The organism is Sorangium sp. So ce204 (genome assembly GCF_051526795.1).
GTDB classification, from domain to species: Bacteria; Myxococcota_A; Polyangia; order Polyangiales; family Polyangiaceae; genus Sorangium; species Sorangium cellulosum_B.
This window is the reverse complement of record NZ_CP150317.1, coordinates 5,312,736-5,325,980: the sequence shown is the minus strand read 5'-3', so window position 1 is coordinate 5,325,980 and position 13,245 is coordinate 5,312,736. Positions and strand designations below refer to the sequence as shown.

The following is a 13,245-nucleotide window of genomic DNA, read 5'->3' as shown; positions in this document are numbered from 1 at the left end:
GCGCTCGCGTATGCCCTCACAGATCTCCGCCGCCTGCGCGATCGAATAGGAGAGGAGGTGGAGCGTTGCAGGTCCCTGCCTCCCCCCTCGCCGCGGCGCTCGTCCGCTGCGCGGCAGCGCAGGGCGCGGCGGCGACGCTGGGAGACACGGAGCCGTGGGAGAGCCCCGATGCAGACGTCGCCACTTCACTGCTCGATGCGGACGCGGCGCGCGCGCTTTCATTGCTTGCCCTCGCTGCGGAGGTCTCACTGTCCGCCCAAGCCGGAGTCCGCGAGCGAGCGCTCGAGATCGCCGATCGCACGGGCGCGCGGTGGTCGAGCGCCTCGGCGCTGATCGCCATGGCCGAGGCGGCGGAGGGCGAGAGGCGCACCCGGTATGCGCGCGCCGCTCTGGAAGCTGCGCGCCAGTCGGACGGGGAAGATGCGCCCCGGGCGCTCGTCGTGGCGGCGGGCCTGCTTCCCGAAGAGGAAGCCCAGGAGGTCGCCGCAGAAGCCATCGCGCGCGCGGGAGGGGCGCCGCACGCGCTCGTGCCTCGGCCGCGAGTGAGCGAGGCTTCCGCCGTCGCGCTGGAGCGAGCTTCGCGTTCCCTGCCAGCGCCCCAGCGAATTCGTGTCCTCGCCCGGTTGCTCACCGGCCTCCCGGCAGAGGCGAAAGCTCGTGCTGTCCAGGAGATCGAACGGCTCTGGGCGCCTTGGTGCTTCGAGAACAAGGAGGAGGCTGAGGCGGTGGCGCCTTATCTGTCCGACGCTCTCCTGAAAAGGGCGCTCGAGGAGGTCCCGGTCTGGCCAGTGCACGCTCTCGGGGCGAGGCTGGTCTCGCTCGGGCGAGAGGCCGACGCCCGCGCGCTCGTGCTGCGATGGGCGGCGAGCAGCGCAGGGTACCGGGCGGACGCGCTGCTTCGCCTCGGCGAGAGGCTCCCTGCGGGGCGGAGACCGGTGGAGGAGGTACAGGCCCTCTTCGAGGAGCTCGCCCCGGAGGAGAGATGCAATTTGATCAAAGAGCAACCTTCCGCTTCGGTCGCGCACCTGGGGGCGGAAGCGGCTTTACGCATCGCAGAGGACTGCGTCGAGCCCTCCGGGAGCTACGTTCGGGCCGTCGCGCTGGCACGGCTTGTAAAGGCGCTTCCTGAAGCGATGCGCGCCGAGGCGGCCCGACGAGCGGTGCTCGCCTTCGAGGCAGCAGGCGCAGACGCCGATGTGCTCGGCGATCTCTGCGAGGCTGCGCCGTGGATGAGCCCTGCCGAGGCGGCACGGCTGGTCTCGACGAGCCTGTTCGACGCCTCAGGGATCCCGTCGCTGGCAGGCGTCTTCCAGGGATGGGCAAGCGTGGCACAGCTCGCGCGCGTCTTTCGCCAGGCCGGAGGGGAGGAGGCCGTGCTTGCGGCCGCCGATGAGGTGGCGTTCGCGGGGCGGTGGCTGCGCAGCGTGGAGTGACCCGTCCTCCCCCGCTCATGCTCATGCAGGACGCTTGGTCAGAAGCGCCACACGCCCGCGCCGAAGAACGATGAAGCGCTGGCGAGGTCGAGGCGCGATCCTAACGGCCCGAGGCGAGGAGCGCCTCGGCGAGGAGCATCGCGTCGACCGGCCAGAGCTCGGGTGGACGCCGGTGCTTCGCCCCTGCCTCGGGGAGCGGGCGGCAGCTGAGCACGAGGCGGCGGAAGCGGTCCGGGACGGCGTCCCGGCCGTGCGCCGCGCCGAGCAGCGCGCCGGCGATCGCGGCGTTCGTGTCGGTGTCGCCGCCGGCCATCACCGTGTCGACGAGGCCCCGCTCGAGCGAGGGCGCGTGGAGGAGCTGGTAAAAGGCGTTCTGCAGGGCGATGAGCACCCACCCGGCCTGGTGCGAGAAGCTCCGGGGCGGGGCGCCGCGCGCGGCCGTGAGCGCGGCGACGACCGCGCGCTCGCCGCTGCGCTCCGCCTCGTCGAGGGCGGCGGCGCAGGCGCCCTCGACGCCGGCGCCGCCCACCGCCGCGGCGATGGCCGCGACGAACGCGGCGGAGGCGGAGCGGCAGACCGGGTGGGGGTGCGTGAGCGCGCTGTCGTCGCGCGCCCAGGCCGCGGCCTCCCGCGGGCGGCCCGCGCCGAGGACGCCGAGCGGCGCCGCGCGCATCACCGAGCCGTTCGCCTCGCTGGTCAGGCTCGCGGCGGCGCGGGCGCGCTCGCGCCGCGCGCCGGGCAGCGGCGCGCCCGCGGCGGCCCTGAGCGCGGCCGCCGTGGTGTTGCCGATGTCGAACGGGCCGGAGCCGTACCAGTGCACGTAGGCGTCGAGCGCGGCCTCCGCGACGAAGCCGCGCTTGCGGACGATCGAGCGCGCGAGCATGAGCGCCATCTCGGAGTCGTCGGTCGGCTGCCCGGCCAGCGTGCCCCACGTCCCGCCGTCGGCGAGGTCGCGGACGCCGTCCGGGTAGAGCGGCGCGATCGCCTCCGCGGTGCGGAACTCGACGAGCGCGCCGAGCGCGTCGCCCGCGAGCTGGCCGAGCAGGCAGCCCTGCGCGCGCGCGAGCGTGCCTGCGCCCTCGACGAGCAGGCTGCGCGAGGGGCGCAGGAGCCCGTACGTGCCCTGCGGCGGCGGGATGCGGCCGTGGATGACGGCGTTCCACGGGCGGCGCGCGAGCTCGCGCACGACCGCGGGGGCGCCGCCGAAGAGGCGGCAGACCTCGCCGTCGCCCTGCGCGGTGTACGCGACGGGCGCGCCGTCGTCGTCGACGAGCTCGCCGCCCGCGGCGCGCACGAGCGCGTGCCCGGCGGCGTAGTCCCAGCTGCGGGGCCGGCTGAGCGAGACCGCGGCGACGCCCTCGCCGGCCGCGGCCAGGGCGAGCCGGTAGGCGAGGCTCGGGAGCGCGAGGAACCGCGCGGGGGCGACGCAGCGGGCGTTGCGGGCGGGGAGGTAATCCGCCGACTGCGACAGCAGCACGACCGCGTAGCGATCGAGCGCGCCGCCGGCGAGCGACGTCGAGACGGCGGCGCCGTTGCGCCGGATCGGCCCGGCGCCCTCGGCCCACGCGATGAGATCGCCGTCGTCGTCGGGGTAGGCGTACGCGAAGACGACGCCGAGCACCGGGGTGCCCTCGCGGAGGAGGCCGATGGAGACCGAGGCGCCGCGGTAGCCGTGCAGGAAGGACGCGGTGCCGTCGTGCGGATCGACGACCCAGCGGTGCGACGGGTCCGCGCCGTCCAGGGCGCCGGTCTCCTCCCCGAGGAACGCGTACGGGGTGGCCCGGGTGAGCGCGTCGCGCAGCAGGAGCTCGACCTCCACGTCGACGTCGGCGCTCGTCCCGGCGCCGCGTGGGCCGCCCGGGCGGTGGAACTCCGCGCGGAGGAGCGCGCCCGCGCGGCGCGCCGCGTCGACGGCCAGCGCGAGCTCAGCGTCGTAGCCCATGCCGTTCCCCTGGCTCCACGCGAGGCACCCTACCCCAGGTCGGCGCGCTGGCGGTGGCCGGCGTCGAGATCGCCCGGGGGAGGCGCGGCGCCGTAGCCGCGCACATCGGCGACGGCCGCGTCGACCTGGGCGACGATGGTGCGGGCGTGGTCGAGGAACGCCGCGCCGGCCGGCAGGAGCCGCATGCCGCGCGCGGTGCGCTCGAACAGCTGCGCGCCGAGCTCGTCCTCCAGGCCGCGGATCTGCCGGCTGAGGGGCGGCTGCGCGATGTGGAGCCGGCGCGCGGCGCGGCCGACGTGGCCCTCCTCGGCGACGGCGATGAAGTAACGGATCTGCGAGAGGCTCACGCGGCCGATTCTAGCCCGAACCCCGCGCGCGGGGAGCCGCGCGCGGGGGCCCGAGATCAAAACGGTATTGGATGGCCGCTCGCTGCCCGCGCATACGCCTCGCATGAACGTGGACATCCTCAGGCCTCACGCGTGCGAGGCGATGCGGCGCGCAGGGCGCGCGGCGGCGGCGACGCTCTCGGCCGTCGGGGCGCGGCTCCAGCCCTTCGTGACGACGGCGGACATCGATCAGTGGGTGCGCGAGGACACGGCGCGGCGCGGCGGCCGCCCGAGTCAGCTCGGCTACAAGGGCTTCCCCGCGGCGGTGTGCACGAGCCGGAACCACGTCGTGTGCCACGGGATCCCGCGGCGCGACGAGGTGCTCCTGCCGGGCGACATCGTCAACGTCGACGTGACCACGGAGCTCGACGGCTACCACGGCGACACCTCCGCGACGTTCTTCATCGGGGAGCCGAGCCCCGAGGCGCTGCACGTGGTGGACGTCGCCAGGCGCTGCCGGGACGCGGGCATCGCGGTCGTGCGCGACGGGGCGCGGCTCGGCGACATCGGCGCGGCGATCGAGGAGATCGCGCGCGCGGAGGGGTGCGGCGTGGTCCGCGAGGTCGGCGGGCACGGCATCGGACGGAGGATGCACCTGCCGCCGCACGTCGCGCACACGGGGGTGCGCGGGGCGGGCATGCGGCTCCGCGCCGGGATGGCCATCACGATCGAGCCGATGGTCAACCTGGGCTCGCACCGCATCCGCACGCTCGACGACGGGTGGACCATGGTCACGGAGGACGGCAGCCTCTCGGCGCAGTTCGAGCACACCGTGCTCGTGACGCGGGACGGCTGCGAGATCCTGACGCTCTGAGGGCCCCGCAGCGCGCGTCGGACCTGGAGCGCCAGCTCGCCGAGGCGCTGGCCGAGATCGAGCGCCTCCGCCGCAACTGACCGCGCCCGCGCCGCGCGCGAACGCGGCGGCGTCACACCCCCTTGGTCACCCAGGCCCAGACGAACTCGCACTCCATCGGCGACGCGCCGCTCTCGTCGGTCACCGTGACGGCGACCGCCACGTCCCCTTTCGGCTGATCCAGGAAGGACTGGCGCTGCTCGGGCGTGAGGGTCGCGACCGCGCGGAGGCCGCCCTGGGCGCGGCGCTTGTAGTCGATCTTCATGCTGCGCAGGAGCGGCAGCTTGTCGTCCGGCAGGTTGACGGCGACGACGAAGCCGGTCGCCGTCTCGGCCAGGAGCCCCGCCGCGGCGGCGTGCACCCCGCCGATGTGGTTCCGCACCCTGCGCCCGTTGGCGAGCCGCAGCGCTACCCGATCCGAGCTCACCTCGTCGAACTGGATCCCGGCGGTCCCGGTGAACGGCACCATGCGCTGGAACAGCACGGACTGCGCGCGCGTGCGCAGGAAGGACGGGAGCGCCTGGAGCGGCGCGAGCGAGCGGGAGATGAAGTTCAGCTGGGACATGGATCCTCCAAAGGGCCGCGAGCTTAGCGCATGCCGGCCGGCGCCTCGTCAGGCCGTGGGCGGCGCGGCTCCCTCGTCAGCGCCGCCGCCGCTGGGGCTTGTTCACCGCGACCGCGGCCTCTTCTTCCGCTTCCGCCCGTTCCGCCCGCTCCGCCGTGGAGCGCGCGGTGTCCGTCTCGACGCGCAGCTTGCCCTGACGGTCCCCCCCCTCCTCCGCCGCGCCGATGCGCTGGCGCGGGGCCGCCGCAGGGCGCCAGTCCTTGCCGATCGCCCTCGCCATGGCCACCTCGTGCCTGCGGCGATGCTGCTCGTGCCACCACTGCATGCGCTCGGCCTCCTCGGCCCAGTCGTCCTCGTGCGCGGTGAACGCGACAAGCCCGTGGATGGCGACGCCGATCGCCCAGCCCAGCGGGATGATCGCCGCCCAGAGCACGACGCCGAGCGGCAAGGCGAGCGTGAGGAGCGCCGCGTTGACGATGAGGTAGACGCCGAGGTGCCGGTAGAAATCGCGGCGCTTGCGCCGGAGCCACGTGGCGCGCTCGGCGGCGGTCGCCGCGCTCGACCTCCGCTTCACGTCATCGCGCTCGCGCGCGCGAAGCGCGCGGCTCGCCTCGCGCAGCGCCTCGGGGCCCACGCCCACCTCCTCCGCCGCGGCGAGCAGGTCGTCGAAGCCGAGGCGCGCGTCGCCCCGCGGGGCGCGCGCCAGGCCTCCGTCGGCGGAGGCCTGGCGCTCGATCGCCTGCGCCAGGACGTCGCGGACCTCCTCGGTCGAGAACCGCTGCGCCGCGGTCTCGCCGCCGCGAGGCGCCTCGCTCCGCTGCGCGCCGGGCGCCTGCGCGGGCGGCGCGGCGGCAGGCGCGGCGGGCGCCTCGCCCCTCCCGGCCGCCTCGAGCACGCGCAGGAGATCGTCCATGGACGCGAACCGATCGTCGGGGCGCTTCGACAGCGCGCGCAGCACGACCGCGCTCACCGCGGGCGGAACGGCGGCGGCGTCGAGCAGGGCGCGGTCGGCCTCGTCGGTGAGGATCGACGCGACGACCGCGAGCATGTCGCCGGCGCCGCGCCAGGGTAGCCTGCCGGTGAGGAGCTCGAAGGCGAGCACGCCCCACGCGAACTGGTCCGCGCGCCCGTCGAGCTCGGCGCCGCGGATCTGCTCCGGGGCCATGTAGACGGGCGTCCCGAGCTTGACGCCGAGCGCGGTCAGCGTCGGCAGCGCAGGGGCCTCGGTGGACGCGTTCGGATCGGCGTCGCCTGCGGCGCGGCGCGCGATGCCGAAGTCGAGCACCTTGATCACCCCGTCGTCCCGGACCATCACGTTCTCCGGCTTGATGTCCCGGTGGACGAGCCCCCGCCGGTGCGCCGCCGCGAGCGCGCGGGCGACGTCGGAGAGCCAGGCGATCCGCGTCGACGCCGGCGCGTCGGCGCCGCTGATGGCGCTGCGCAGGGTGCGGCCCGGGACGAGCTCCATCACGATGAACGGCGTCCCCTCGAGCTCGCCGACGTCGAAGATCGAGACGGCGTTCGGGTGATCGAGCGCTGCGGCGGCGCGCGCCTCGCGGAGCAGGCGCGCGCCGGCGTCCTCGTCCACGGCGCCGCCCGCGATCACCTTGACCGCGACGCGCCGCCCGAGCCGCGCGTCGTGCGCCCGGTAGACGCAGCCCATCCCCCCCTGCCCGATGGCGGCCTCGATCGTGTACCGCTCGAACGAATCGCCCGGCTTCAGCATGGCCGGCCGGGAGCCTAATGGATCCGCGTGGGCTTGGACAGGCGGCCCTTGGCCCGCGGACGGCGCGTGCGGAGGTCGATCCGTGGCCGCAGGACGCCCCGCTGGCCGTCGAGGGCCCGAGGGCGTGGCGTCAACTCCGCGGATCGCGGCGCCGCGGCTTGTGTAAGGTGGCGCCATGTCATCGCATCGAACGATGCTGCTCGGCGTCGCGGTCGGGGCGGCGGGCGGTCTCACGGCGAACGCTGTCGCGGCAGGGCACCCGGCGCTCACCTGGATCGTCGATCACATCACCTACCCGGTGGGCCAGATCTTCCTGCGCCTGCTGTTCATGCTCGTGCTCCCGATCCTGTTCTCGGCGCTCGTGATGGGCGTCTGCGAGCTCGATCTGAAGCACGTCGGCCGGCTCGGCCTGCGGACGCTGGGCTACACGGCCGTCGTCTCGAGCATCGCGGTGCTGATCGGCCTCGTCCTGGTGAACCTGATCCGCCCGGGCGACGGCCTGCCCGAGGCGGTCCGGGGCCTCGCGCACGGCGGGGGGATCAAGGCGGCGACCGCGCCGGCCGACACATCGCCGGTCGGGATGATCATCGCGATGGTGCCGGACAACATCTTCAAGGCCGCGGCCGGGGGCGACGTGCTCGCGGTGATCACGTTCTCGCTGCTCTTCGGCATCGCCCTGTCGCTCACCCAGACCGGCGCGGCGGCGCGGCTCCGCGAGTGCATCCAGGGGCTGCTCGACGTCTCGATGCGGCTCATCGAGGGGGTGCTCCGGTTCGCGGCGATCGGCGTGGGCGCGCTGCTCTTCACGATCACGTCCCGCATGGGCATCGGCATCATGCAGCAGCTGGCGGCGTACGTGCTCACGGTGCTGCTCGGCCTCGGCCTGCACATGTTCGTGGTCTATTCGCTCTCGGTCCGTTTCCTTGGCGGGATGTCGCCGGTCGCGTTCTTTCGCGGGAGCCGGACGGCGATCGTGACGGCGTTCTCGACCGCCTCGTCGAACGCGACGCTGCCGACCGCGCTGAAGGTGGCCGAGGAGGAGCTGAAGCTGCCGCCGTCCGTGGCGCGCTTCGTGCTGACCGCCGGCGCCGCGATGAACCAGAACGGGACGGCGCTGTTCGAGGGGGTGACCGTGCTCTTCCTGGCCCAGGTCTACGGCGTGTCGCTGAGCTTCGGGCAGCAGGCGACCGTGATGCTCATCTCGGTGCTCGGGGGGATCGGCACGGCGGGCATCCCGGCCGGCTCGCTGCCCGTCATCGCGATGATCCTTGGGATGCTCGGCATCCCGCCCGAGGGGCTCGGTCTGGTCCTCGGGGTGGATCGGTTCCTCGACATGTGCCGGACGGTGATCAACGTGGTGGGGGATCTGGCAGCGGCGGTGTTCGTCTCGCGGGATCAGCACCCGAAGCCGCAGGAAGCAGCCGGCGCGTGACGGGACGGGGCGAGCGCCCACGCGCGACGCTTCGCAGCGGAGGCGTCGCGCCCCGCGGGTCTGGAGCGCCCGCTCCCGACCGTCGGGGCTGAGCCGCTCGCCGACGTTCCTTGGTTCAGGCCGCCATCTTCATGGCGGGCATCATCATGCCCATCATGTTCGGCATCATCATCGCGGGCATCATCATGCCCATCATGCTCGGCATCATGCCCATCATCAGCATCATCGGCATGTTCATCATGGCTCTCCCCTGGGTCAGTCGTCGCGGGAAGTGGAGTAACTCCCTGACCGGATCGGAGTAATGTTGAAGACTTGCAGCGCCGTGTTTTCCTCCACGGGAGCGGACAGGGCTTCGGACGGAGCGGATGGACGGCCAAGCCAAGCAGAGGAACATCCACGATAGCGGCAGCCGTCGCTGCCGCCCCGGCCGAAACAGGGTCCCGTGAGGCGGGCGTGCTCAGGATGGGCGTCTCGGAGAACAGGCGCCGGAAGGCTGTTCCGTCGCGGTCGAGGTGTGCGCGGAAACGGGGAGCCGGTGGACGGTGCCGCCCTCCGTCACTCGAGGGTGAACGTCGCTCCCGTCACCGGATCGCACACCAAGATCGGCACGTCCTCGCCGGCGCTCTTCAAGCGCGCCCGCGCCTCCTCGATCGCCTCGTCCACGGCTGCCTCCGCCGCCCCCTGCGAGGCCTCCCCTGCCCCCTCGCCGCTCGCGCCGAACTGGGCCGCCCGCTGGTCCTCCTCGGCCCGCTGCGCCCGCTCGCGGTTCGCCTCGGTATCGAGGGCGTCGCTCGTCTCACCGACGGGCACCACCTTCACGAGGAAGTCACCCACCCGCAGGCTCATCGGATCCGGCTTCTTCGGGTCGCTCACGGCGTCTGTCCTCCCGCCACGCATGAGCTTGCCGTAAATCCGCGCGATCCACCACCCTGACCGCCGCGCCGATCGCGAGGCGCACGCGCACGCCCCTCAGGAGAACGACCGGTGCTCCGGCCGGTAACGAGCGCTGGCTGTCGTCGTGGCGTACGAAGAACGGTAGTCCGTCGCGAGCCAGACCAGGCCGACGGCCACGCCCGACACGAGATAGAAGCTCCTCGCCGCGGGCTCCTCATCGAAGCCGAACAGCCACGGCGCCGCGACGAGGAGCACGGCGACCGTGGCCTCGATCGCCCCGTGGACAGGGAACGGGATGAGCTTCGCGGCGCCCAGCGGGAACGCGGTGAGCAGCGTCATCCCGAGGTGTGCGGCGCCCAGGATGTAGCAGAGCGTCTCGGGGAGCCCGCCGAAGCCGAACAGCGAAGGGGCCAGCAGGAACAGGGCCGCAACCGCATAGTCCACAAACCCATGAGCTCGAGGCGACAGCATCTTCATGACCGACTCCTTGCAAAATCGATATCCGGATTGAGTGCCTTCGTCGGTCCGGAAATTTGCAAGGGGTATGCCGCCAAGAGGCTCGCGGGAGAGAGCTTGTCCTCCCGGCGACCTCGGCGGCCATTCGATCATCCATCGGCCCGGGAAGGAAGATCAGCGGGCGTGCGCCTGGAGGCGCCGGCCGCTTCGACGGCCGAACCCGAGCCCCATTTCCGCCCGGGAGAGCTCAGCCATGAACGCGCTTCGTGTGGCACCTTGCCCCGCCGTGCGTCACTTCGCGGCGGAGATCAGGAGCTCTGGATCGACGCGTGTCTCGAAGAGATTCATGCGCCAGTCGAGGTGCGGTCCGTTCGTGCGGCCGGTCATCCCGACGGTCGCGATGACCTGCCCCTGCTTGACCTCGTCGTTCACCTTCACGGCGAAGCCGTGCAGATGGATGAACGTGGAGGTCAGTCCGTGCCCGTGATCGATGATCACGGTGTGACCGCTCAGCGGGAGGTCCTTCTCGACGAGCACGACCTTGCCGCAGGCAGGCGCGCGCACCGGCGTACCGACGGGCACCGCGATGTCCACGCCCCAGTGGATCCCGCCGTCCGTGCCGTTGAGCAGGCGCGGCTGGCCGTACCGAGAGGTGATGGGGCCCTTGGACGGCCAGATGAAGCCGTTCTTGTAACAGTTCCTCTTCGTGTACTTGCTCCGGAGCGCGTCGAGCTTCTTGTCGGTCTGCGCGAGCTTCACGCGCGTCGCCATGTCGAGCTTGACCATGTTCTCCGGCAGGCGGTCGACCTTGTCGACCTCGAACTTGCGAGGCTCCACGTCGAAGATCTTCTCGAGCACCTGCCCGTCGTCGAACGTGATGGTCAGCTTCTCCTGCGCTGGCGCGTTGCGCGAGAAGGCGATCAGGAACTCTCCCTCGTCGCTGACGGTCACGCGATGGCCGGGGAACGCCATGCGGCGCAGCTTGCCGTTCAGCTTGGCGCGCAGGAGCCCTCCCTGGACGGCGCGCCCTTCCACCGAGAGGCGGCTGTCGTCGGCCGCGGGCGGCCCGGCGTCGGCCGCCGCGCTCGCCGCGGCATCGGCGGTGTCGGCCGCCGCGGGAGCGGCGCTGGCGTCGGGCGCCTCGGCCGGCGCGCTGCTCGCGGAGGCGACCGGGGCGGCCGAGGCAGTCGGCGCCGGATCGGCGGAGGCCTGGGCGCCCGTGGTGGACGAGCTCGAAGAAGGAGCTCCGCGATCGCAGGCAGCGATCGTGAGCAGGCTTACAACGATGACGGGGACGCGCATGTCAGCGATCGTGCCAGAGTTTCCGCACATCGACGAGATAATGTCGAAGCGCGTCATTCAGGCATGGTCCGGTCGCAAACGACGTGCGCGCCTGGCAAACGACGTGCGCGCCTGGCAAACGACGTGCGCGCCTGGCAGACGACCTGCGCGCGCGACGAGCGCCAACGAGCACCGGGCTCGCGGTACCGCGCGCATCAGGCGATGCGCGGCGTGATGGATCGAGCGCGGCGGGCAGCGCGGTGAGGATCAGTTGTCGACGCGAGGGGTGTCGTGCCGCGGCAGCGGCCGTACCGCGGGCTGCGCCTGCGCCGCGGGCTGCGCCTGCGGCCGAGCGTGCCCCTGGGGGTGTGGGCGGCCCTGTCCCTGCGGTCGGCCCTGCGCCTGCGGCCGAGCTTGCCCCTGGGGGTGCGGCCGGCCCTGTCCCTGCGGCCGGCCCTGTCCCTGCGGCCGAGCGTGCCCCTGGGGGTGTGGACGGCCCTGTCCCTGCGGCCGGCCCTGCGCCTGCGGCCGAGCTTGCCCCTGCGCCTGCTGTGCGGGCCTGGGATCGATCTGGAAGACGGGAACCCCGGGGTCGGCCAGGAGAGGGAGGCGCTTCTGGATGAGGCGCTCGATGTCGGCGAGGTAAGCGCGCTCCTCGCTGTCGCAGAACGAGAGCGCCACCCCGGACGCCCCGGCGCGCGCCGTGCGGCCGATGCGGTGCACGTAGCTCTCCGGGATGTTCGGGAGGTCGTAGTTGATCACGTGCGAGATGTCGTCGATGTCGATGCCGCGCGCCGCGATGTCGGTCGCGACGAGCACGCTCGTCGTCCCCTGCTTGAAGCTCGCGAGCGCCCGCTCGCGCGCGCCCTGGGACTTGTTGCCGTGGATGGCGACCGCCTCGATGCGCGCACGGCTGAGCTGCTGGACCACGCGGTTGGCGCCGTGCTTGGTGCGGGTGAACACGATCGCCCGGCGGAGCGCGGGATCCTTGAGCACGTGCTCCAGCATCGCGCGCTTGTCCGACCGCTCGACGAAGACCACCCGCTGGTCGATGTTCTCGGCCGTCGTGGCGATCCGCGCGACCTCGACGCGCACCGGGTTGCGCAGGATGCTGTTCGCGAGCTTCAGGATGTCCGGCGGCATCGTGGCCGAGAACAGGAGCGTCTGCCGGCGCTCGGGCAGCATCGCGAGCACGCGCCGGATGTCGTGGATGAACCCCATGTCCAGCATCCGATCGGCCTCGTCGAGGACGAGCGTGTCGAGCCGACCGAACGGGGCGATGCCCTGCGAGCAGAGATCGAGCAGCCGGCCCGGCGTCGCCACGAGCACGTCGACGCCGCGGCGCAGCGCCTCCATCTGGGGGCGCTGCCCTACCCCGCCGAAGACGACCGCGGTCCGCAGGCCGAGGTTCTTGCCGTAGGTGGTGAAGCTCTCGGCGACCTGCGCCGCGAGCTCGCGCGTCGGGGTGAGCACGAGCACGCGGAGCCCGCCTTGCCTCGGCCCGCCGCTCTGCGCGAGGCGCTGCAGGATCGGCAGCGCGAACGCGGCGGTCTTGCCCGTGCCGGTCTGCGCGCAACCGAGGAGGTCGTTGCCCTCCAGGATGGGCGGGATGGCCTGCTGCTGGATGGGCGTCGGGGCGCTGTACCCCTCGGCCTCGATGGCGCGGAGGAGCGGTTCGATGAGCTTGAGATCGGCAAATTGCATGGACATCGGGCTGGAATCGGGCTGGAGCACAGCCCCTCCTGAGCAAGGGCGGAAAGGACGCCGCGGCACCGCGCCCTCCCTGTGGAGAGGGTTCGATCACGGAGAGCTGCCGCCTCGCGCCGCCTTGAGCGGAGGCTGCGAGGACCATTGACAGCGACCGAGCACCGCGACCCGTGCCAGGTCAGTCCGAGGCGGCGACTCTAGTACGGCGTGGCGAGGAAGTCGAGCCGCGACCGCGAGCCAACGGCGAGCCGCGAGCCAACGGCGAGCCGCGATCGCGTCGCTCCGCTCGGGGCGCGCTGAGCGGCCTCCGCGCGCGCGGCGCACCATGCTAGCTCCGCGCGCGCGGCGCACCATGCTAGCTCCGCGCGCGCGGCGCACCATGCTAGACCGTCGCCCGAGCGGAGGGCCCGCTTCTCGTGCGCTCGCGCTCGCAGGTCGCCCCGCGTCGCCCGCGACCTCCAGCGTCTTCCCGCCCCTTCGAAGCACTGCAGCACGCCATGGCCGAAACCGCCGAAGCCTCGAAAACGCCGGCCCAGGTCGGGCACTCCGCTCCGGAGCGCCCCGTCCTTC

Annotated in this window: 12 protein-coding genes; 3 read left to right on the top strand and 9 right to left on the bottom strand. The window is 72.9% G+C overall.

The window, feature by feature from the left end; genetic code table 11:
• Positions 1-65 precede the first annotated feature (65 nt).
• Positions 66-1,433 carry a hypothetical protein gene (locus WMF22_RS19745; RefSeq protein ID WP_438036706.1) on the top strand — a complete coding sequence of 456 codons (1,368 nt, stop codon included), beginning with the start codon at positions 66-68 and terminating at the stop codon, positions 1,431-1,433.
• 100 nt (positions 1,434-1,533) lie between these two features.
• On the opposite strand, the gene WMF22_RS19740 is transcribed toward WMF22_RS19745, so the two are convergent.
• Positions 1,534-3,375, bottom strand: coding sequence for an inositol monophosphatase family protein (locus WMF22_RS19740; RefSeq protein WP_438036705.1), 1,842 nt, complete (start codon positions 3,373-3,375; stop codon positions 1,534-1,536).
• 29 nt (positions 3,376-3,404) lie between these two features.
• Entirely contained in the window at positions 3,405-3,722 is a 318-nt protein-coding gene (locus tag WMF22_RS19735; RefSeq protein ID WP_012236172.1) for a LysR family transcriptional regulator, read from the bottom strand.
• 103 nt (positions 3,723-3,825) lie between these two features.
• On the opposite strand from WMF22_RS19735, the gene map reads away from it, so the two are divergent.
• The gene (gene map, locus WMF22_RS19730; protein ID WP_012236171.1) at positions 3,826-4,575 is read left to right on the top strand and encodes a type I methionyl aminopeptidase; all 750 of its coding nucleotides are present in this window, start codon (positions 3,826-3,828) and stop codon (positions 4,573-4,575) included.
• A 112-nt stretch (positions 4,576-4,687) separates the two neighbouring features.
• On the opposite strand, the gene WMF22_RS19725 is transcribed toward map, so the two are convergent.
• Positions 4,688-5,179, bottom strand: coding sequence for a hotdog fold domain-containing protein (locus WMF22_RS19725; RefSeq protein ID WP_012236169.1), 492 nt, complete (start codon positions 5,177-5,179; stop codon positions 4,688-4,690).
• A gap of 76 nt (positions 5,180-5,255) precedes the next feature.
• Positions 5,256-6,905: a protein kinase domain-containing protein gene (locus WMF22_RS19720; RefSeq protein ID WP_438036704.1), complete on the bottom strand. Its 1,650-nt coding sequence runs from the start codon at positions 6,903-6,905 to the stop codon at positions 5,256-5,258.
• Between the two features lie 175 nt (positions 6,906-7,080).
• On the opposite strand from WMF22_RS19720, the gene WMF22_RS19715 reads away from it, so the two are divergent.
• Positions 7,081-8,337: a dicarboxylate/amino acid:cation symporter gene (locus WMF22_RS19715; protein WP_437300598.1), complete on the top strand. Its 1,257-nt coding sequence runs from the start codon at positions 7,081-7,083 to the stop codon at positions 8,335-8,337.
• Between the two features lie 115 nt (positions 8,338-8,452).
• Here the strand turns inward: WMF22_RS19715 and WMF22_RS19710 are convergent, their stop codons facing one another.
• From WMF22_RS19710 to WMF22_RS19690, 5 genes are all read right to left on the bottom strand, one after another.
• The gene (locus WMF22_RS19710; protein WP_438036703.1) at positions 8,453-8,578 is read right to left on the bottom strand and encodes a hypothetical protein; all 126 of its coding nucleotides are present in this window, start codon (positions 8,576-8,578) and stop codon (positions 8,453-8,455) included.
• Positions 8,579-8,892: 314 nt separating this feature from the next.
• On the bottom strand, positions 8,893-9,210 hold the full coding sequence (locus WMF22_RS19705; protein WP_438036702.1) for a hypothetical protein: 318 nt from the start codon (positions 9,208-9,210) through the stop codon (positions 8,893-8,895).
• Positions 9,211-9,306: 96 nt separating this feature from the next.
• Complete coding sequence (locus WMF22_RS19700) at positions 9,307-9,708, bottom strand: SPW repeat domain-containing protein (RefSeq protein WP_012236164.1); 402 nt, start codon at positions 9,706-9,708, stop codon at positions 9,307-9,309.
• Between the two features lie 270 nt (positions 9,709-9,978).
• Positions 9,979-10,989 carry a M23 family metallopeptidase gene (locus WMF22_RS19695; RefSeq protein WP_437300595.1) on the bottom strand — a complete coding sequence of 337 codons (1,011 nt, stop codon included), beginning with the start codon at positions 10,987-10,989 and terminating at the stop codon, positions 9,979-9,981.
• Between the two features lie 246 nt (positions 10,990-11,235).
• A complete protein-coding gene (locus WMF22_RS19690; RefSeq protein ID WP_437301580.1) occupies positions 11,236-12,672 on the bottom strand; it encodes a DEAD/DEAH box helicase in 1,437 nt (478 codons plus the stop codon).
• Positions 12,673-13,245: the final 573 nt, after the last annotated feature.